We start from the raw sequence: 20,816 nt of genomic DNA on the forward strand, positions 1-20,816 counted from the left end.
GACGATGCTCAAAGGAATTCACCCTGTTCTCAGCCCGGATCTTCTGCGCGCCATAGCGCGTATGGGGCATGGCGACGACATTGTCATTGCGGACGCCAACTTTCCCTCCAGCACTATGGGCCCGGATGTGATTCGTGCCGACGGCGTAACGGCGACGGAAATGGCCGAAGCCATCTTGACGCATATGCCGCTGGACACGTTCGTTCCGGAAACGGCGTGGCGCATGGAGGTCGTCGGCGATCCCGGGGCCATGCCGGAGGTTTGCATCGAGTTCCAGGAGATCGTGAACAAGCGGGCTGGCGATTTCAGGATCGCATCGCTTGAACGCTTCGCATTCTACGAACGAGCCAGGAAGGCCGCGTATATCGTCGCGACAACCGAATTCCGGCTGTATGGAAATCTTATTCTGAAGAAAGGCGTCGTGCATCCGCATGAAGTCTATCGCGGCTGAGCTTTATTTTAGAATGCAGTTTAATTTATTTAAAAACAGGAGCTTGAGAGTATAGTCGAAACACTCGCAGCCGGCCTCCAGCCACTTGCAATTTGAAAGGGTCTCGGCTAGCTTCCTTCGGTAACTGTTTTTTATCGATAAAAAATCGTCCGCCTGCGTTCAGCGGTCTGGTTTCTTGGAGGAGAACGCACCTTGAGAGGAGAACCCACATGCGCATGAAATCCATTCTGTCCCGTCGAGCCTTTACGGCTCTCGCGGGCGCCGCCGCCATCGCAACTGCAATGCCGTTGCCGTCCGTCGCAGCCGACGTGACGATCCCGATCATCGTCAAGGATACGACGTCCTTCTACTGGCAGATCGTGCTCGCCGGCGCCCGCAAGGCCGGCAAGGACCTCGGCGTCAACGTGCCGGAACTGGGCGCGCAGGCCGAATCCGACATCAACGGGCAGATCAGCATTCTTGAAAACGCCGTCGCCGGCAAACCAGCCGCCGTCGTCATTTCGCCGACCGAATTCAAGGCACTCGGCAAGCCGATTGACGAAGCCGCCAAATCGGTTCCGATCATCGGCATCGACTCTGCCGCCGATTCCAAGGCATTCAAGTCGTTCCTGACGACGGACAACGTTCAGGGCGGTCGTATCGCAGCTGACGGTCTGGCTGCTGCCATCAAAGAAATGACGGGCAAGGAAGAGGGCGAAGTGGTGATCCTCACCAATCTTCCGGGCGTCGGCTCGCTCGAGCAGCGCCGCGAAGGCTTCCTGGATCAGGTGAAGACCAAGTATCCCGGCCTGAAAGTCATTGTCGACAAATACGGTGACGGCCAGGCAACGACCGGCCTGAACATGATGACCGACCTGATCACGGCCAACCCGAACCTCGTGGGCGTCTTTGCCTCCAACCTGATCATGGCGCAGGGCGTTGGCCAGGCGATCGCTGAAAACAAGCTCGGCGACAAGATCAAGGTCGTCGGCTTCGACAGCGACGACAAGACGGTCGGCTTCCTCAAGGAAGGTTCGCTTGCCGCCCTCGTCGTTCAGGACCCGTATCGCATGGGCTATGACGGCGTGAAGACGGCGCTTGCCGTGTCCAAGGGCGAGAAGGTCGAAGAAAACGTCGACACCGGCGCTAACCTCGTCACGAAGGCAAACATGAGCGACCCGAAGATCGACGCTCTGCTCAACCCGAAGGTCAAGTAAGTACGAGCCGAGGCTGCGCGCGAGAAATCCCGCGCAGCCTTTTCTTCACCTGTGTTATCGTTTTGCCTGAGGGGCGCGGATTGCAGGTGAAGAGACAGCAAATCGTGAGGAGGAGACGTCCATGAGCCTGGAAGAGGTCAGTCATCGCCACGACGACAGCGCGACGCTCAAAGAAGCAGACCGCATTCCTGCGGGCTCACCGATCCTCGAGCTCAGGGCATTGCAGAAGAATTATGGCTACGTCCAGGCGCTAAAGCCCGCGACGATGACGTTTCTGGCCGGCGAAATTCACGCGATTGTTGGCGAAAACGGTGCGGGCAAATCAACTCTTATCAAGTTGCTGACCGGTGTGATCAGCCGAACCGCCGGCGAAATTTTCTGGTGCGGACATCCGGTTGCACTTGCGACGCCGAACGAGGCGATTGCGCGGGGTATCAACGCCGTCCATCAGGAGGTGGTGCTTTGCCCGCACCTGACGGTCGCGGCCAATCTCTTTCTCGGCGACGAAGTCAATCAATACGGCCTGATGCGAAAGAAGCACATGGTCAGGATGGCGCAGGCCGTCCTTGACGATCTCGGCTTCGGCCTGCCGGCAAATGTCCTCCTGAGTTCACTCACCATCGGCCAGCAGCAGCTCGTTGCAACGGCACGCGCAGCCATGCGCGGCACCCAGTTCCTCATCTTCGACGAGCCGACGGCTTATCTTACCCGACAGGAATCCGCCCAACTCTTCAAGCTCATCCGTCGCCTGCAGGGCGAGGGTGTAACGATCGTCTACATCAGCCACCGGATGGAGGAAGTCTTCGAGCTTGCCGACCGTGTCTCGGTGCTGCGCGACGGCACCCACGTCGGCACGCGCGCGATCGGCGAGACGAACGATGCGGAGCTGATCGCGCTGATGATCAACCGTTCGATCGAGCAGATCTATCACAAGGAAGATATTCCGATCGGCGAAACGATCCTGGATGTGCGCGGGCTTTCGGGACCGGGTTTCGAGGATGTGTCATTGACCGTGAAGGCCGGCCAGATCGTCGGGCTTTACGGCCTGATCGGAGCAGGACGCAGCGAATTCGCACTCGGCCTCTACGGCCGCGAAAAGAAGACGGCCGGCGAAATCCGCTGGATGGGTCAGCAGGTCGACATCAAGAACGAACGCACGGCGATGGAGCTCGGGATCGCGCTTGCGCCCGAAAGCCGCCGCGACCAGGGGCTCTGCCTCAACCTGTCTATCAGTCTCAACATCAACCTGCCGGTCTTCAAGAAGCTGAGCAAAGGCCCCGTCATCAGCCACAGCGAGGAAGCGCAGAATGCCGACCGGCAGATCCGCAATCTTTCGATCAAGACCCCGAGCCGCCGCGTGCTCGCGTCCAGCATGTCCGGCGGCAACCAGCAAAAGGTCGTCATCGGCAAATGGCTCAGCCACGGCGCGCGGCTGTTCATCTTCGACGAACCGACGGTCGGCGTCGACGTCGGCACCAAGGCCGAAATCTACCGGTTGTTTGCCAAGCTTCTAAAGGACGGCGCAGGCATCATCTTGATCTCGTCCTACCTGCCGGAAGTCTACGAGCTTGCCGACCGGCTGCATGTATTCCGCCGCGGCCAGTTGGTCGCAAGCCACGACTACCACGCGGCGACGCATGAAGAAGTGCTCGGCGAAGCGATCGGCGGCTGAGTAAAAGAATAAGAGGGAGAGAGAACCAATGACTGTAACCCCGACGGAAATCGTCGCGCCGCCGCCGCGCCGAAAAGTGAACATCCTGTTTAGCTTGACCCTGATCGGGTTGCTTCTCTTCCTCTGGATCCTCCTCGGCATCGTCACCGTCAGTTTCTGGACGCCGCTCAATATATCGAACTTGCTACGGCAGGGCGCGATGACGGCAATCCTGGCGCTAGGCCAGACGTTCGTCATCATCACGGCGGGCATCGACCTCTCTGTCGGCGCCATCGTCGGCTTTGCCGGGGTCATCCTCGCATGGCTTCTGCAGGCGGGGGTTCCGGTCTGGGCGTCCATCATCATCACGCTGCTGATCGGCGTCGGGATCGGAGCCTTTCACGGCTTCGGCATCGTCAAGATGGGTCTGCCGCCGTTCATCATCACCTTGGCGACGCTGACCTCGTTGCGCGGTATCGGGCTGCTCATCACCAACGGATCGACGATCAATATCGTCAACGAGCCTTTCACGAACTTCGCCCGCGCGAACTTCCTCGGCGTGCCGAGCCTCTTCTGGATGGTCATACTCGTCGCGGTTCCGTCCTTCATCTTCCTGCATCTGAGCCGCTGGGGCCGCTATCTCTTCGCGGTCGGCTCCAACCGCGAGGCGGCGCGCCTTTCGGGCGTGCGCGTCGACGGCATGATCTACCTCGCCTATATTCTCTCGGCGACCTTCGCCGCCTTTGTCGGCGTGCTTCTTGCCTCGCGCATCGCGATCGGCAACGCGACCCAGGCCGATGGCTGGGAACTGCAGGCGATCGCCTCTTCCGTGATCGGCGGGACAAGTCTCTTCGGTGCGATCGGTTCCGTGCACGGCCCGCTGATCGGCGCCTTCATCCTGGCCACGATCAACAACGGCGCGAACCTCTTGAACGTCAACTCGTTCTGGCAGCGCATCATCACCGGCCTGCTGATCATCGTGATCGTCTATTTCGATCAGTTGCGCCGCCGCCGGAGCCAGTGAAAGCGAAACATCGTGAAGCCGGTCCCGCGACCGGCTTCTTCATGTTCTGAATGCGAGATTCCTCATGAAAGCAGTGCTTTGCCAAAAGCCCGGTGTGCTCGAAATGGTCGAGCGCCCCTCCCCCGGAACGCCCGAGCCCGGTTGGGTCCGGCTTGCCGTCAGACATGTCGGCATTTGCGGCACGGACTATCACATCTTCGAAGGCAAGCATCCCTTTCTCGAATATCCGCGCATCATGGGCCACGAAATCTCGGCAACCGTGCTCGAGGCGGGTGACGGCGTCGCCCTGGTTGCCGGAACGCCGGTGATCGTCAACCCCTACCTTTCCTGCGGCAACTGCGTTGCCTGCCGGCAAGGCAAACCGAACTGCTGCACGAATATCAAGGTGCTCGGCGTCCACACTGATGGAGCGTTCTGCGAGGAGATCACCGTTCCGGCCGGCAATCTCTATGCCGCGAAGGACCTGAGCCTCGAGGCCGCCGCAACCGTGGAGTTCCTGGCCATCGGCGCGCATGCCGTGCGTCGTTCCATGGCGCCTGCCGGTTCGCGGTCGCTCGTCATCGGCGCCGGTCCGATCGGGCTTGGCGCGGCGATCTTCTCACGGATTGCCGGACATGACGTGACGCTGCTCGACACCAGTTCCGAACGGTTGCAGATGGCTTCGGAGCGATTCGGCTTCACCTCCGGCATTGTTGCAAATGACGAGACTGCGGAAGCGGTGAAGGCCAAGACGGACGGCGAAAGCTTCGATGCCGTTTTCGACGCGACAGGCTACGGTCCTTCGATGGAGAAGGCTTTCCGCTTCGTGGCACATGGCGGCGCGCTGGTGCTGGTCAGTGTCGTGAAGGACGATATCCGCTTTTCCGACCCGGAATTCCACAAGCGCGAAATGATGGTGATCGGCAGCCGCAATGCGACGCGTGCGGATTTCGAGCATGTGGCGGATTCGATCGTCAAAGGTCTTGTGCCGGTCGACAAGCTGATCACCCACCGTACGACACTTGCGGACGCGCCGCGCGACCTCGCCCGCTGGGCACATGAAAAGACCGGCCTGATCAAGGCAGTCATCAAGGTCGGTGCTTAGGCTACATCGATCGCCTGGCGCATCTGCCGGACAACCGCAGTATCCGTCCGGTAGGAGCCCGGCACCTCGAAACCGAAGGAGACGGCACGCGGATCCATGGTTGCAGCAGGCGAACTGCAGGAGCCATGGATCTCGCGGGCGCCCGTTGCGCGCAGAATTTCCGCGACATTGCCGGGGCGCACGCCGCTGCCCGGCATGATCGAAATCCGGCCGGCGGCCTTCGCGGAGAGACATCTCAGCGTTTCGAGGCCATCCATCGCTCTCGGCGTGCAGCCGGAGGTGAGGATGCGCTCGCAGCCGAGCTCGACGGCCTGCTCCAGTGCAACATCGGCATCCGGCACGAGGTCGAAGGCCCGATGCAGCGTCGAGCCCAGACCGGCAGCATTCGCCTTCAAGCGGCGGATAAGCGGCATGTCCAGCGTGCCATCGGGACGGTTGGCACCGAGGACGACGCCGGCGAGGCCGAAAGCGCGCACGGCATCGATATCCGCCATCATTGCATCCTCGTCCGCTGCGTCGAAGATGAAGGGGCCGGCATGCGGGCGGATCATAGCGTAAACCGGGATCGGCGCTGAGGTTGCGGCCTTCATGAGACCCGCGGCCGGTGTCAGGCCGCCCAGTTCAAGAGCCGAGCAAAGCTCGATGCGGCCCGCGCCACCTTCGATTGCAGCAGCAAGGCCTTTGGGGCTATCCACGCACACTTCCAGCAAAACCGGCATCTTTTAATCTCCTTCATCCGCCGACACTCTGTTAGGCGACAGCAGCGGTTTTCGCGAGAGGCTCCGAGATGATCTTGTGGACGGCTGCAGCAATCATGGCGCAGGCATCCGCCGATGCTTTTCGGTGATTGCAGGCGACATGATAGGAAATCGGGATATGTTCCGCGAGCTCGACGATACGCACGCGGTCGGCGATCGGCAATGCGCTGACGCGTCCAAGGAACGAGACATAACCGTGGTTTGCGACAAGATCGACGATGACCGGCAGCGAATCCGCCGCCATGATATCCTGGTTGCGAAAACGGCGGCTTGCGGCGCGCTCGCGGCTCAACGCCGTTGCGGCATCGCCCAGGCCCGTCCGCTCGCTCGGCGTGCAGATGGGATGCCCGGCGACAAGATCAGCGACGGTCGATGCCGTACTTCCAAGCGGCGCGATTGCGACCAGATCGGTGCGAAGCAGCTCGCGATGCTCGAAGCCCTCCAACCCAAACACCGAATCCAGGATCGCCACGTCAATACGTCCGGATCTCAGGGCCTCCCGCAGATCGTCGGCGGTCATCGAGATCAGCGAGATGGCATTCTTGCTGCGCGCCGCATTCCAGTCGGCCACCAAAGCGCTCAGGCAGCGCGCAACCCAGCTTTCGGCACCGGTCGGAATGATCGACCCGATGCGTAGTGAGCGTGCCACCCGCCGATAGCGCTCATCGGCCGCCGATTTGAGATCATTCCAGGCCTGGCTCACCGCCGAAAAGATGCTGTAGGCCGACCTTCCCTTCCGGGTCAGCGCCGAGCCCTGCGCCTGACGTTCGAGAAGCTGATGCCCGATGAACTTCTCAAGATTGGCAATCTGCAATGAAAGTTGCGGCTGGCCAAGCCGAAGACGCCGGGCGGCGCGATTGATGCTGCCCTGATCCGCCACTTCCAGAAAGCGCTCGATCGTTACGATCTTGATTGGAATGCGCGAAGCCCATCTTTCGAATGCTACAGCAGGTTCGCCGGCGAGTTCATGGAGTTGTGCTATCGCGAGCATGATAGGCTGCAACCCGTCGAGCACCTTGCCGCTTGCGATTAGTTTGACGAGTTCTCCGGAACTGCGCTCGGTCAGCTTGATCGCAAGTTCGCTCTCAAGGCTGCTGACCGCCGCCGATACCGTGGAAGCCGCGAGCGAGAAGCGCCGCGCGGTCTCGCGCACCGAACCCGAGGCGAGGACGTGGCTGGCGACAAAAAGAGCACCGAGATGCAAGGCATTCTCCGGAAGTGACTGAAAAATCGGACGATATGATGTGTTCGCTAAAAAAGATATCCCTGCTTCGGAATTGGCGGGCTATCGTCTTTTCAAGAACAAATCCGCGCGCGGCAGCAGAGCTGATAAAGAGCGCCGGAAGACTGCGGAAACACGCAAGGGAACAAAAACAAATCGCCGCCGCCTTGCAAAAGGAAATGCAATTTCGCGCGCGGTGATGCCTTTATGGCGATAATCGTGCCGCGACGGCAGATACTGGAGAGGGGTTGCATCGATTTTTCGAGAGCGCACACTATTTCCATGATGCTCGCATCTCCGGCGTGATCGCGGCTTTTCTGCTTTCGCCGGCGGATTTCATGCGCGAAGGTTCCCGCCGGAACCTCGCGAGTCAAACGGTGTTAACCAAGGGGACACTCCATGCTCAAGAAACTCGCGCTTGCCGTCTCACTTTCCGCCTTTGCGGCGGGTGCGGCCCATGCTGCCGACGTCGTCGTCTCGTCGAAGATCGATACGGAAGGCACGCTGCTTGGCAACGTCATCGCGCTGGCTCTGGACGCCAACGGCATCAAGACGCAGGACCGTATCGCACTCGGCGCGACGCCGGTCGTGCGCAAGGCAATCACGGCCGGCGAAATCGACATCTATCCGGAATATACCGGCAATGCCGGCTTCTTCTTCAACAAGGCCGACGATGCCGCCTGGAAGAACCTCGACCAAGGCTACGAAATGGCGAAGAAGCTCGACTACGACGCCAACAAGATCGTCTGGCTGGCGCCCTCGCCTGCCAACAACACCTGGGCGCTCGGCATCCGCAATGATGTCGCCGGTCCGAACAACCTCAAGACCATGTCCGATTTCGGCAAGTGGGTGGCCGACGGCGGCGATGCGAAACTTGCAGCTTCCGCCGAGTTCGTGAACTCCGCCGGTGCGCTTCCCGCCTTCCAGACGACCTACGGCTTTCAGCTGAAGCCGGACCAGATGGTTGTTCTTTCCGGCGGAGACACGGCGGCGACAATCAAGGCTGCTGCCGACCAGACGAACGGCGTCAACACCGCCATGGTTTACGGCACGGACGGTGCGATCGAGGCTGCCGAACTTACCGTTCTCGCAGACGACAAGAGCGTGCAGCAGGTCTATGCGCCGACCCCGATCATCCGCGAGGCGGTGCTGAAGGCGAACCCGAAGATCGAGGAAATCCTCGCTCCGATCTTCAAGAGCCTAACGGCGGATGAACTGCGCAAGCTGAACGCCAAAATCCAGGTCGAAGGAGAGCCGGCGAAGTCCGTTGCCGAAGCCTATCTGAAGGAAAAGGGCTTTCTGAAGTAATTTTCTGGTGCTCCGCCCTCATCGCCGGGCGGAGCACTTCTTTCCGGACAGGGATGGATCGATGGAAGAAACCTTAGCGGTCCGCAAACTGGATCGGCTCGGCGTGGTTCTCGTGGCTGCCGGCGCCATTGCCACGGCACTTTTGCCCTTCATCTATGTGAAGGCAAACCGCATCGCCTCCGGCAAACCGATGCTGCTTACGCAGCTTGTCGACCAGCCTTCCGTCATCATTCTCACGCTTCTACTCGCCGCCACTGCATTTGCAGCGCTCTGTGTGCAAAGCGCCGCACTGCGGCTCGCGATCGCGACGCTTGCGCTGGCAGCGCTGATCGCGGCACTTGGCCTCGTCGCCACGGGCTTCACGCCACCCAACAGCAATGCAGCGCGCATGACGCCGGGAGGCGGTTTTTGGGTGCTCTTTGCCGTCGTCGGTCTCGTCACCTCGGATGCCCTCGTCAAAATCCGGCTGACACCGTGGATGCGGGTCGCAGCACTGGTCATTTATACGGCGCTATTGGCCGCCTACCTCTCTTCCGGCCTGCTCGACAGTCTGTCGATCATGAAAGAGTTTGCGACGCGATCGGCGCAGTTCCGATCGGAGGCCATTTCCCATCTGCTGCTTGCCCTCGGTTCCGTTGCGATAGCCATCGTCCTCGGTCTGCCGCTCGGCGTCCTCTGCTTTTGGGTGCCCAGGTTGCGTGCCGCCGTACTGCAAGGGCTCAGCCTGATTCAGACTATTCCAAGCCTTGCGCTCTTCGGTATCCTGATGCTGCCGCTCGGCTACATCGCGACGCATGTGCCGCTTGCGGCGGACCTCGGCATCCGCGGCATCGGCACGGCGCCGGCGCTGATCGCCCTCGTGCTCTATTCCCTGCTGCCGATCGTCGCCAATACCGTCGTCGGGCTTGAGGGCGTCGATCCCTCCGTGCGGGATGCAGCCGCCGGTATGGGGCTGACGCGACGGCAGATCCTGACCGGCATCGATATGCCGCTTGCCTTTCCAGTCATTCTCACCGGCATCCGCATCGTGCTGGTGCAGGCGATCGGCCTCGTGACGATCGCAGCGCTCATCGGCGGCGGCGGCTTCGGTATTTTCATTTTCCAGGGCCTAGGCCAGACCGCCATGGACCTTGTGATGCTCGGCGCCGTACCGACCGTTTTCTTCGCCTTCTCATCGGCCGTCATCCTCGATGCGGTCATCGACAGCATTCGGGGATCCGCCGCATGACCATGATCGAGATCAGGAACGTCACCAAGCGCTATGGCGCCGCAACCGTCGTCGACGATGTCTCGATGAGCGTCGAGAAAGGCTCGATCACCGTCATCGTCGGCACCTCCGGCTCCGGCAAATCGACGCTGATGCGGATGATCAACAGGCTGGTGCCGATCACCGAAGGGCAGATCTTCGTCGCCGGGCAGAATGTCATGGATGTGCCGGCGACCGAGCTGCGCCGCAAGATCGGCTATGCGATCCAGGGCCATGGGCTCTTTCCGCACCGGACCGTGGCGCAGAATATCGCAACCGTACCGGAATTGCTGGGCTGGGACGCAGCGCGCACCGCCGGGCGCGTCAACGAGCTGCTCGGCCTCTTCAATCTCGGTCCGGCGACTTTCGCCTCCAAATATCCGCATCAGCTTTCCGGGGGTCAGCAGCAGCGCGTCGGCGTTGCCCGAGCGCTCGCAGCGGAGCCGGATCTGCTGCTGATGGATGAGCCCTTCGGCGCGCTCGATCCGGTCATCCGTGGGAAGGCGCAGGACGATCTTCTGGCGATCCAGAAGCAATTCGGCACGACCGTCGTTCTCGTGACCCACGATATGGACGAGGCCTTCCACCTCGGCAACCAGATCGCCGTCATGAGCGAGGGCAGGCTGCTACAATGCTCGACGCCGGAAAAGATACTGACGGAACCGGCAGACCCCTTCGTGCAGCAACTGACTGGCACGTCCGATAGAGCCTTGAAACTGATGTCGCTGCTGCCGCTCAAGGCAAGCATGGCGCCTGCTAAGACCGGACTGCCTTATGCGCTGCCGCAGTCGATCAGCCTTCGGGACGCATTGGCGGAAATGATCTGGCAAGGGGTGGATGAGGCAGCGGTGCAGGATGCCGACAGGGCCCCCGTCGGCTCGATCTCCATGACGCGGCTTCTCGAACTGGGCCGCAAGGCATGAAGCTTGTGGTCGCCAACCTCTTTCGTGTCGTAGCGCTGGCGGTGCTCCTGATTCTGCTTTTCAGGACGGAGTGGCTTTCCTTCATACTGGTGGCGCTGACCAACAACAACGCGCCGCCGGTCTACACGCAAAACAGCCTGCCGTCGCTTGCCCTTGGCCACCTCGAATTGGTCGTCGTCTCGATTGTCGGCAGTGCCATCCTGGCGGTTCTGGCCGGCATATTCGTAACGCGGAAAAGCGGCGAGGATTTCCTGCCGCTGTCACGCGCAATCGCCAATGCCGGGCAGACCTTCCCGCCGGTGGCCGTGCTGGCGCTTGCCGTTCCTGCCACAGGCTTCGGCGCCGCGCCGACTTTGATCGCGCTCTTTCTCTACGGCTTGCTGCCGATCTTCGAAAATACCGTCTCCGGCCTGCGGCAGGTCTCGCCGTCCGTTCTCGATGCCGCCGACGGCATGGGCATGGATGCGACACAGCGGCTTTTCCGCGTCGAGCTGCCGCTTGCGCTGCCACTCATCCTCGAGGGCCTCAAGGTCGCGACCGTCATCAATATCGGCACGGCGACAATCGGCTCGACGGTTGCGGCAAAGGGTCTCGGCGAAGTCATCATCGCCGGCCTGATCTCCGACAATACGGCATTCATCCTGCAGGGCGGCCTTATCGTCGGCCTGATGGCCGTTCTGATCTACGACGGTATGGGGCTCGTCGAAAACGCGATCACGCGAAGAATAGGCTTGCGCCCGGCATGACAGGGCAGCTACCAAGGCTGCCATAGTGTCGGCAACGGGAGGCCGCCTTGGCAAAGATGATCCACTCCATGATCCGCGTTCTCGACGAGGCGCGCTCGGTCGATTTCTACAGCAAGGTCTTCGGGCTGACAGTTGCCGACCGGGTCGATTTCGACACCTTCACGCTGATCTATATGAGCAATGCCGAGACCGGCTTCGAGCTAGAGCTGACAGTCAACAAGGGCCGTACCGCATCCTACGATCCCGGTGATGGCTATGGTCACCTCGCCTTTTCGGTCGATGAGGTCGCCGTCGAACATGAGCGATTGACGAGGGCCGGGCTCAATCCCGGCAAGCTTGTCGAGCTCAACCGCGATGGCAAGCTCTTCGGCCTGTTCTTCTTCATTACCGATCCCGACGGCTACAAAATCGAAGTGCTGCAACGCCACGGCCGTTTCCAATAAGAGCTTTCGATGATCGAAAAAACTGAACTCCGTAGCGGCTGGACGCTTTCCTGCAACGATACAGGACGCCCCGGATTACCCGAATCTATTCCCGCGACCGTGCCCGGCTGCGTGCATCTCGACCTCTTGGCAAACCGGCTGATCCCCGATCCCTATCCCGACGTCAACGAGATCACCAACGACTGGATCGGCAAATCGGAGTGGGTCTATCGCTGCAGCTTCGAAGCAGCTTGCGACGAGGGCAAGGCTCATGAGTTGGTTTTCGACGGGCTGGATACGATCACGACGATCCGACTGAACGGCGACGAGGTGGCTCAAACCTTCAATCAGCATCGCACCTACCGCTTTGACGTTTCAGCTTTACTGAAGAGCGGCATCAACGAACTCAGCGTCACCTTCCACTCCGCCTATGCCTATGGCGCGGAAATGGAGAAGCATTACGGCTACCGCCCCAACAATTATCCCGGGCCTGGAAACCTGATCCGCAAGATGGCGTGCAATTTCGGCTGGGACTGGGGACCGACCCTGGTGACGGCGGGAATTTGGAAGCCGGTGCGGCTGGAAAGCTGGGATCGGGCACGACTGGCCGAGATGCGGGTATCGGCGACGCTTGCGGGTGGCGATGGCCTGGTGAAGGTCCATGCCAGGCTGGCGCAGCATGGCGCGCCGTGCGCCTGCAGGATCGTCACCGCGATTGCGGGCGTATCTCACACGGCCGAGATTGCGGAGGGTGCCGGAGATGTTAGCTTCGACATCTGCGTTCCATCGCCAGAGCTTTGGTGGCCGCATCATCTTGGCGCACAGCCGCTCTATGCGCTAACGATCGAGTTGCGCGATAGCGTAAGCGATGACCTACTCGATAATTATTCAAAGGAAATCGGTTTCCGCTCGGTGCGGCTGGATACAGCACCGGATGAACATGGTTCAGCCTTCACTTTCGTAGTCAACGACGTGCCGCTTTTCATCTGCGGCGCCAACTGGATTCCGGACGACTGCTTTCCGTCCCGCGTGACCGCCGAGCGCTACATTTCGCGCATCGACGAGGCGAAGGCAGCGAACATCAATATGCTGCGCGTCTGGGGCGGCGGCATCTTCGAGCGCGATGAATTCTACGAGGCCTGCGACCGCGCCGGCATGCTGATCTGGCAAGACTTCCTCTTTGCCTGTGCCGCCTACCCAGAGGAAGAGCCGCTCCGCAGTGAAGTGGAAGCCGAAGTGCGTGACAATGTCGTCAGGCTGATGCCGCATGCCTCGCTGATCGTCTGGAACGGCAACAACGAGAATATCTGGGGCTTCGACGAATGGGGCTGGCGGCCGGTCATCCAGGAAGGCGTCACCTGGGGTCTCGGCTATTATCTCGACCTTCTGCCTAAGCTGTGTGCCGAACTCGATCCCGACCGGTCCTATTATCCCGGCAGTCCCTATTCCGGCACGATGGATATTGCGCCGAATGCCGACGAACATGGCTGCAAGCATATCTGGGATGTGTGGAACGACGTCGGCTACGAGGTCTATCGCAACTACATCCCGCGCTTCTGCTCCGAATTCGGCTGGCAGGCGCCGCCGAATTGGGCGACGCTCGAAGAAAGCGTGCATGACAATCCGCTGACACCACAATCCCATGGCGTCTTCCACCATCAAAAGGCGACGCAGGGCAATGAGCGGCTGATCCGCGGCCTTGCCGGCCACTTGCCGGTACCGAAGTCGATGGACGACTGGCATTTCGCCACGCAGTTGAACCAGGCGCGCGCGATCCGCTTTGCCGTCGAACACATGCGCTCGCACCGCGGCATCTGCAAAGGCGCGGTCGTCTGGCAGTTCAACGATTGCTGGCCGGTAACCTCATGGGCAGCACTCGATTCCGCGGGGCGGCGCAAGCCGCTCTGGTACGCGCTGCAGCAGGCCTTCGATCCGCGTCTGCTGACGATCCAGCCGAGGGGAGACAAACTCGCCGCCGTTGCCGTCAACGAGCGGACACTTTTCTGGCGATCGAAAATCACCGGCAAGCGCATGAAACTCGATGGGACGGTGCTAGCGGAATTCGAGTTCTGGCGGCTGCTCTGCGACAGGTTCGAGGCGAAGGAATTCATCCTGGCAGACGACATCGCCACTCCGGATGCGGCGGATGACGAGGTCGTCGTCGTGCAGATGCTCGACAAACGCGCCTTCCACTATTTCGTCGAGGATGTCGACTTGAAGCTGCCGAAGGCGCAGTTCGATGTCGCAGTCACGCGTGTTGCCGACGGCTGCGAGGTGAAGGTCACAGCCAGAAGCTTTCTGAAGGATCTTTGCCTGGTGGTGGACCGGCTCGATCCGGCTGCGGTGGTGGATTCGATGCTCGTTACCCTCCTGCCGGGTGAAACCCATGTTTTCACACTGAAGACGCAGATGGTATTCGCTGCGGAAGACATCGTTCCCGGAAGGGCTCTCCGCTCGGCCAACGATCTTGTCTAAAGACGCCAAAAGGCCCCGCCAGCCGCGGGGCCCTTTCCGGCTCGTCCGCGCGGACGACGTTACATCCAGTAAGGCGGCACACCGTAGTAGTCATAGATCCGGCGGCCATTATCGTTGTACCAGCTGTCGTCATCGTCCGCGTAGCTCGGTGCGCTCTCGATCTGTTCCTTCGTCAGATCGATGCGATAGCCGTCAAGCTCCGTGTCGTAGTTCAGCTTTTCCCAAGGCAGCGGGTAATAGTCATTTCCGATGCCCAGGAAGCCGCCGAAGCTCAGCACGGCATATGCCACGCGGCCATCCTGCTTTCCGATGATCAAGCGCTCGATCGAGCCGATGTGCTTGCCATCGGCGCCATAGACACGGGTACCTTCAACGCGGTCGCTTGCAATCAGCGACGGGGTATCCTTCACGTTGGGATCGTGGCGGCTGACATCAGTGTCCTCATTGAGCATTTCTGCTTCTCCTTGCTTGTCAGTCATGAAAATAAAACGCGTCGTCGGATTCAAAAGTTCCGGACTATCGTGTGTGGACGCCCCGTTGACGTTTACGTCAAAGTTAGTGTAACTCTAATCCCGCTTGAACCGTTCAGGCAATGGCATAAGCTGCCCTTCGGAGGATGGAGGATCATCCGACCGGCAGCCGCAGACCGGCATCCGTGGCCGGGTAGGGAGAGAGACACGATGAGCAGCATTTCCGTCCACCCGGGTGGCGCAGAGCGGGAAAAGCCCTGGCTTGCCACATATCCAGCGGTCGTTCCGGCCGAACTGCCGCCGCCGGAACACGAATCGCTGGCGGAGCTGCTGCAAAAATCCTGCGAGAATTATGCGAATCGCGTTGCATTTTCGAGCATGGGCAAGGCGCTCACGTATCGAGAGCTCGGAGAGCAGACGCGCAAAGTTGCCGCCTGGCTGCAAGGCACCGGTCTTCAGAAAGGCGATCGGGTGGCCGTGATGATGCCGAACGTGCTGCAGAACCCTATCGCGGTTTACGGCATCCTGCGCGCAGGCCTGGTCGTCGTGAATGTCAATCCGCTCTATACGCCGCGTGAACTGGAACACCAGCTGGGCGATTCAGGCGCGAAGGCGATCTTCGTATTGGAGAACTTCGCCCGCACGGTGGAACAGGTACTGGCAAAGACCGATGTGCGCCATGTGGTGGTGACTTCGCTTGGGGAAATGCTGGGCCCAAAGGGATTGATCGTCAATCTCGTCGTCCGCAAGGTGAAAAAGCTGGTTCCTTCCTGGTCGATCCCGCAGCACAAGACATTCAAGCAGATACTAAGCGAAGGCGCACGCAGGCCGCTACAACCGCCGGCCATCAAGGGCAGCGATATCGCCTTTCTTCAATATACCGGCGGCACCACGGGCGTAGCCAAGGGAGCGGTGCTGACGCACCAGAACCTTCTTGCCAACAAGCGGCAGCTGCAGCTCTGGCTGAAATCCGCCTTCGAGCTCAAGAAGCAGCCGGACGTGCTGAATTTCATGTGCGCGCTGCCGCTTTATCACATCTTCGCGCTGACGGTGAATTCGCTTATGGGCATGTCGCTCGGCGCGCACAACATCCTGATCGCCAATCCGCGTGACATTCCGGGCTTCGTCAAGGAATTCGGCAAGTCGAACGTCCATATCTTCCCCGGCCTCAATACGCTTTTCAACGCGCTGATGAACAATGCCGATTTTGCCAAGCTCGATTTCTCCTCGCTCATCATGTCGCTTGGCGGCGGCATGGCGGTGCAGCGGCCGGTCGCCGAGCGCTGGCTGAAGATGACGGGCTCGCATATCACCGAGGGCTACGGCCTTTCCGAGACCTCGCCGGTCGCAACGGCCAACCGCTTCGATTCGCCGGAATTCACCGGTTCGATCGGCTTGCCTCTCCCCTCTACCGAGATCGACATCCGCGACGAAAACGGCAATTCCCTGCCGCTGGGCGAGATCGGCGAAATCTGCATCCGGGGGCCGCAGGTGATGGCCGGCTACTGGCAGAAGCCGGAGGAGACCGCGAAGGTGATGACGGCGGACGGCTTTTTCCGTAGCGGCGACATGGGCTTCATGGACGAGCGCGGCTACACCAAGATCGTCGACCGCAAGAAGGACATGATCCTGGTTTCCGGCTTCAACGTCTATCCGAACGAGGTCGAGGAAGTCGCCGCCATGCACCCGGGCATCGTCGAGGCCGCCGCAATCGGCGTGCCGGACGGCCATTCCGGCGAAGCGGTGAAACTCTTCGTAGTGCGGAGAGACCCGGCGCTGACTGAGGCCGATGTGAGAGCCCATTGCGCCGCCAACCTTACCAACTACAAGCGTCCCCGCCATATCGAATTCCGCACCGAACTGCCGAAATCGCCGGTCGGCAAAATTCTGCGCAAGGATCTGCGCGGCTGATTTGACACCTGCATGAAATTTAGAGCCATCCCGCCTGGTGCGGGTGGCTTTTTTGCATTCCGGCGGTGGCTGAACTTGATTTGCGCCCTACAAAGCGAATAGTTTCCGCAACCCTTTCCGCCTTCAAGGAGCCTCCCATGAACGCCATCGTCGAACAGCTGAAGAACACTGCGGCCGCCACGAAGGCAACCGATATCCGCGCTGCCTTCGCGGCCGATCCTCAGCGCTTCACGCGCTTCACCGCCTCGCTTGACGACCTTTTGATGGACTATTCGAAGACTGCCATGAACGGCGAAATCCTGGCGCTTCTCGTCAAGCTCGCTGAAGAAGGCGGTGTAGAGAAGAAGCGCGAGGAAATGTTTTCCGGCAAGGCGATCAACTTCACGGAAGACCGCGCCGTTCTGCACACAGCGCTTCGCAACCGCTCCAACACGCCCGTGCTCGTGGATGGCAAAGACGTGACGCCGGATGTCAACGGCGTTCTCGCCGCCATGGGCAAGTTCGCCGACGGCGTCCGCTCCGGCGCGCTGAAGGGTGCGACGGGCAAGCAGATAACCGACGTCATCAATATCGGCATTGGCGGCTCGGACCTCGGCCCGGTCATGGCGACGTTGGCGCTCGCGCCCTTCCATGATGGCCCGCGCGCGCATTTCGTCTCCAACATCGACGGCGCCCACATCGCCGATATCCTGAAGCAGGTTCAGCCGGAAACGACGCTCTTCATCATTGCCTCGAAGACCTTCACGACGATCGAGACGATGACCAATGCGCAGACGGCGCGCAACTTCATCGCCAAGGTGCTGGGTGAGGCTGCGGTGCAGCACCATTTCGCCGCCGTCTCAACGGCGCTCGACAAGGTTGCCGCCTTCGGCATCGACAGCGAACGCGTCTTCGGATTCTGGGACTGGGTCGGCGGGCGCTATTCCATCTGGTCGGCCATCGGCCTGCCGCTAATGATCGCGATCGGACCGGAAAACTTCGGCAAGTTCCTTGACGGCGCGCATGCTATGGACAACCACTTCCGTAAGGCACCGGTTACCGAAAACCTGCCGATGCTGCTCGGCCTCGTCGGCTTCTTCCATCGCAATGTCCTGGGTTATTCCACCCGCGCCATCCTGCCCTATGACCAGCGCCTTTCACGCTTTCCGGCATATCTGCAGCAGCTCGACATGGAATCCAACGGCAAGGGTGTGACGATCGACGGCACGCCGGTCGAGAACAATTCCGGTCCGGTGGTCTGGGGCGAGCCTGGGACCAACGGCCAGCACGCCTTCTTCCAACTCATCCACCAGGGAACGAGCATCATTCCCAGTGAATTCATGATCGCCGCCAACGCCTTCGAGCCGGAGCTGCGCCACCAGCACCAATTGCTAATGGCGAACTGCCTGGCACAGTCCGAAGCGCTCATGAAGGGCCGCACCTTCGAGGAAGCCAAAGCGCAGCTCACAGCCAAGGGCATGGACGACAAGAAGGCAGATTTCATCGCGCCACACCGGGTCTTCACCGGCAACCGGCCTTCGATCACGTTCGTCTACGATAAGCTGACGCCCTATGCGCTCGGCCGCCTGATTGCGCTCTATGAGCACCGTGTCTTCGTCGAAGGCGTGCTCTTCCGCATCAACTCCTTCGACCAATGGGGCGTCGAGCTCGGCAAGGAACTGGCGACCGGCCTGCTACCGGTCATCGAAGGCAAAGAGAGCGCGGCAGGGCACGATTCCTCGACCCAGGGGCTTGTTGCAGCATTGACGAAGCTCGCCACGTAAGATCACTCCGATCCTTCGGGTTGCACCCCAGGGGAGATGGCAGTCGGCTCCTCCTCCCAGAGTGACATATGCGGACGTATCTCGCCGAGTGGCAGGCGTTGATCCGAACCAGGTGAGAAGCCGGCGACAGTGACGTTTGGTGCCGAAGACAATCGGTAATACTTTCGCCTGCGCCGAAACCTGGTTGTAATATTTGAAGCATTCGCGTAAAGAGTTTATATGTGCAACAACCGATGAGCCGCTACGATGGATACGATTCCCACCGAAGGCTTTGACGCGGCCGTGACCCTGACAGACCATCTCGACCACCTGCCCGACAAGAAGCGCCGAGAGCTTGCCCGGGTTCTGCAGATCCTGTTTTTCGAGGTCGAGCAGTTCCGCGCCACCAAGCTGTCCGGAAAGAAGGCGGCCGGCAAGGTGCTCATGGTGCTGCTCTACGGCTCGTACGCCCGCGGCGACTGGGTCGAGGATCGCTCAAGCGGCTACCGTTCCGACTATGATCTTCTGATCGTCGTCAACACCAAGAGCTTTGCCGAGGAGCATGAGCTGTGGGAGGCGCTGGAAGAACGGCTGTTGCAGGAGCAGATCAGCCATCGGATCGAAACGCCAGTGATCCCGATCGTCCACTGCCTGGCAGACGTCAACGACCAGCTGGCACGCGGCCGGCCGTTTTTCACCGACATCGCCAGGGATGGCATCGTGCTCTACGAGGAGCCAGGCCATCCCCTCGCCCAGCCGAAGGCGCTGACACCAGAGGAGGCAAAGGCTGAAGCTCAGCGGTATTTCGATCAGTGGTATCAGCTGTCAATCGAGGCTCTTACCGGGGCCGAACTGATGCTTGGGCAAAAGATCTGGCGGGACGGCGCGTTCATGCTTCACCAAGCGACCGAGCGTGCATATCACTGCGTCTTACTGACCCTAACCCTCTACAGCCCGAAGTCTCACCGCATCAGGGTGCTGCGTTCGCAAGCTGAAAGCGCCGATGCGCGGCTGGTGTCCGCCTGGCCACGCGACAGCCGTTTTGCCCGCCGCTGCTTTGAGCTGTTGTCGCGGGCCTATGTCGAGGCGCGATATTCGTCGAAATACACGATCAGCGATGAGGAGCTGCAATGGCTTGTCACCCACGTGAAGGACTTGCAGGCGCTGGTGGAGATGATCTGCCAGGAGCGGCTCGGCTCATGAAGCCCGATCTCGCGATGTTGAGCGGTGCAAATCCGTTCTGGGACCATATCGGTCTGACATTCGAAGGACATGACGGCTATCGGATCGTGCTTCAAGACACTGGATCGGATCTGTGATTTTTCATTTGAAGCTGTCGAAACGCGCCACATCTGATCGTCTGTATCAGGAAGGGAGAGCCAAATGAGTGTGATGGACGACGAGCTCAAGATTTTTGAGGCAGAGGGCGCGCAGCCGCTGCCGGCCGTAGCATCCGCAGGTTTCGTCGAGCATGATGGTGCCAGTATCTGGTACGCCACTTACGGGGCCGGTCCTGCGGTGGTCCTACTGCATGGCGGGCTTGGTAACAGCGGCAATTGGGGCTACCAAGTGCCGGCACTAATCGAGTCCGGCCGGCAGGTCGTGGTCATCGACAGCCGTGGGCATGGCCGCAGCACCCGCGATAGCCAGCCCTATAAATACGAGCTGATGGCTTCGGACGTCCTTGCGGTCATGGATCATTTAGAGCTTGCCAAAGCAGCCCTCGTCGGCTGGAGCGATGGCGCCTGCACCGCGCTCATCCTTGCCGATCAGCATCCGGACCGCGTCTTCGGCGTCTTCTTCTTCGCGTGCAATATGGATCCGAACGGCACGAAAGAGTTTGTTGCGACACCGGTCATCGATCGCTGCTTCAGCCGACACAGGAAGGACTATCAGGCACTATCGGCAACGCCCGATCAGTTCGATACCTTTGTTCAGGATGTCAGCAGGATGATGGCGACCGAGCCCAACTACACAGCGAGCGATCTCGAGCGGATCAAGGTGCCAGTCGCGGTCGTGCTGGGTGAGCGCGACGAATTCATTAAGCCCGAGCATGCCGACTATCTCGCGCGCACCATCCCTGATGCAGAGCTCATCCTGCTGCCCGATGCCGGCCACTTCGCGCCATTGCAGCGGCCCGAGCACTTTAATCGTGAAGTGATCGGCTTTCTTGATCGGCTTGCGTAG

The 20,816-nt window shown here is 60.4% G+C and carries 20 protein-coding genes; 17 read left to right on the forward strand and 3 right to left on the reverse strand.

Features of this window, described 5'->3' with window-relative positions:
* Nucleotides 1-4 precede the first annotated feature (4 nt).
* The 5 genes from BN1800_RS09840 to BN1800_RS09860 all read left to right on the forward strand — a co-directional run bounded on the left by BN1800_RS09840 (nt 5) and on the right by BN1800_RS09860 (nt 5,406).
* On the forward strand, nt 5-451 hold the full coding sequence (locus BN1800_RS09840) for an RbsD/FucU family protein (RefSeq protein ID WP_027510724.1): 447 nt from the start codon (nt 5-7) through the stop codon (nt 449-451).
* A 209-nt stretch (nt 452-660) separates the two neighbouring features.
* Nucleotides 661-1,647: an ABC transporter substrate-binding protein gene (locus BN1800_RS09845; protein WP_086996856.1), complete on the forward strand. Its 987-nt coding sequence runs from the start codon at nt 661-663 to the stop codon at nt 1,645-1,647.
* A 121-nt stretch (nt 1,648-1,768) separates the two neighbouring features.
* Nucleotides 1,769-3,319, forward strand: a complete 1,551-nt coding sequence (locus BN1800_RS09850) for a sugar ABC transporter ATP-binding protein (protein ID WP_086996859.1) — start codon at nt 1,769-1,771, stop codon at nt 3,317-3,319.
* Nucleotides 3,320-3,347: 28 nt separating this feature from the next.
* Nucleotides 3,348-4,322 carry an ABC transporter permease gene (locus BN1800_RS09855; protein ID WP_086996862.1) on the forward strand — a complete coding sequence of 325 codons (975 nt, stop codon included), beginning with the start codon at nt 3,348-3,350 and terminating at the stop codon, nt 4,320-4,322.
* 64 nt (nt 4,323-4,386) lie between these two features.
* On the forward strand, nt 4,387-5,406 hold the full coding sequence (locus tag BN1800_RS09860) for a zinc-binding alcohol dehydrogenase family protein (RefSeq protein WP_086996865.1): 1,020 nt from the start codon (nt 4,387-4,389) through the stop codon (nt 5,404-5,406).
* On the opposite strand, the gene BN1800_RS09865 is transcribed toward BN1800_RS09860, so the two are convergent.
* Both BN1800_RS09865 and BN1800_RS09870 read right to left on the reverse strand, forming a co-directional pair.
* Nucleotides 5,403-6,125: a copper homeostasis protein CutC gene (locus tag BN1800_RS09865; protein ID WP_086996868.1), complete on the reverse strand. Its 723-nt coding sequence runs from the start codon at nt 6,123-6,125 to the stop codon at nt 5,403-5,405. The genes BN1800_RS09860 and BN1800_RS09865 overlap by 4 nt on opposite strands.
* A gap of 31 nt (nt 6,126-6,156) precedes the next feature.
* A complete protein-coding gene (locus tag BN1800_RS09870) occupies nt 6,157-7,368 on the reverse strand; it encodes a LysR family transcriptional regulator (protein WP_086996871.1) in 1,212 nt (403 codons plus the stop codon).
* A gap of 40 nt (nt 7,369-7,408) precedes the next feature.
* Between BN1800_RS09870 and BN1800_RS09875 the strand changes: the two genes are divergently transcribed.
* The 7 genes from BN1800_RS09875 (at nt 7,409) to BN1800_RS09905 (ending at nt 14,506) form a co-directional block, all read left to right on the forward strand.
* Complete coding sequence (locus BN1800_RS09875; protein ID WP_086996874.1) at nt 7,409-7,603, forward strand: hypothetical protein; 195 nt, start codon at nt 7,409-7,411, stop codon at nt 7,601-7,603.
* A 182-nt stretch (nt 7,604-7,785) separates the two neighbouring features.
* A complete protein-coding gene (gene osmF, locus BN1800_RS09880; protein WP_027510732.1) occupies nt 7,786-8,694 on the forward strand; it encodes a glycine betaine ABC transporter substrate-binding protein OsmF in 909 nt (302 codons plus the stop codon).
* Nucleotides 8,695-8,755: 61 nt separating this feature from the next.
* The gene (locus BN1800_RS09885; protein WP_027510733.1) at nt 8,756-9,922 is read left to right on the forward strand and encodes an ABC transporter permease; all 1,167 of its coding nucleotides are present in this window, start codon (nt 8,756-8,758) and stop codon (nt 9,920-9,922) included.
* The gene (locus BN1800_RS09890; protein WP_086996877.1) at nt 9,919-10,863 is read left to right on the forward strand and encodes an ABC transporter ATP-binding protein; all 945 of its coding nucleotides are present in this window, start codon (nt 9,919-9,921) and stop codon (nt 10,861-10,863) included. The genes BN1800_RS09885 and BN1800_RS09890 overlap by 4 nt, the downstream gene beginning before the upstream one ends.
* Nucleotides 10,860-11,609: an ABC transporter permease gene (locus BN1800_RS09895; RefSeq protein WP_027510735.1), complete on the forward strand. Its 750-nt coding sequence runs from the start codon at nt 10,860-10,862 to the stop codon at nt 11,607-11,609. The genes BN1800_RS09890 and BN1800_RS09895 overlap by 4 nt, the downstream gene beginning before the upstream one ends.
* A gap of 47 nt (nt 11,610-11,656) precedes the next feature.
* Complete coding sequence (locus BN1800_RS09900) at nt 11,657-12,052, forward strand: VOC family protein (RefSeq protein ID WP_027510736.1); 396 nt, start codon at nt 11,657-11,659, stop codon at nt 12,050-12,052.
* 9 nt (nt 12,053-12,061) lie between these two features.
* Nucleotides 12,062-14,506, forward strand: coding sequence for a glycoside hydrolase family 2 protein (locus BN1800_RS09905; RefSeq protein ID WP_086996880.1), 2,445 nt, complete (start codon nt 12,062-12,064; stop codon nt 14,504-14,506).
* A gap of 59 nt (nt 14,507-14,565) precedes the next feature.
* Here the strand turns inward: BN1800_RS09905 and BN1800_RS09910 are convergent, their stop codons facing one another.
* Nucleotides 14,566-14,958: a PRC-barrel domain-containing protein gene (locus BN1800_RS09910; RefSeq protein WP_027510738.1), complete on the reverse strand. Its 393-nt coding sequence runs from the start codon at nt 14,956-14,958 to the stop codon at nt 14,566-14,568.
* 228 nt (nt 14,959-15,186) lie between these two features.
* Between BN1800_RS09910 and BN1800_RS09915 the strand changes: the two genes are divergently transcribed.
* The 5 genes from BN1800_RS09915 to BN1800_RS09930 all read left to right on the forward strand — a co-directional run bounded on the left by BN1800_RS09915 (nt 15,187) and on the right by BN1800_RS09930 (nt 20,816).
* Nucleotides 15,187-16,887 (forward strand): long-chain fatty acid--CoA ligase, encoded by a 1,701-nt coding sequence (locus BN1800_RS09915; protein ID WP_027510739.1) that lies wholly within the window; start codon nt 15,187-15,189, stop codon nt 16,885-16,887.
* A 137-nt stretch (nt 16,888-17,024) separates the two neighbouring features.
* A complete protein-coding gene (gene pgi, locus BN1800_RS09920) occupies nt 17,025-18,650 on the forward strand; it encodes a glucose-6-phosphate isomerase (protein WP_086996883.1) in 1,626 nt (541 codons plus the stop codon).
* A 246-nt stretch (nt 18,651-18,896) separates the two neighbouring features.
* Complete coding sequence (locus BN1800_RS09925) at nt 18,897-19,832, forward strand: HEPN domain-containing protein (protein ID WP_027510741.1); 936 nt, start codon at nt 18,897-18,899, stop codon at nt 19,830-19,832.
* Nucleotides 19,829-19,948 (forward strand): hypothetical protein, encoded by a 120-nt coding sequence (locus tag BN1800_RS43865; RefSeq protein ID WP_425298981.1) that lies wholly within the window; start codon nt 19,829-19,831, stop codon nt 19,946-19,948. The genes BN1800_RS09925 and BN1800_RS43865 overlap by 4 nt, the downstream gene beginning before the upstream one ends.
* 64 nt (nt 19,949-20,012) lie before the next feature.
* Entirely contained in the window at nt 20,013-20,816 is an 804-nt protein-coding gene (locus tag BN1800_RS09930) for an alpha/beta fold hydrolase (protein ID WP_027510742.1), read from the forward strand.

This window comes from Rhizobium sullae, from assembly GCF_900169785.1.
Classification (GTDB): Bacteria; Pseudomonadota; Alphaproteobacteria; order Rhizobiales; family Rhizobiaceae; genus Rhizobium; species Rhizobium sullae.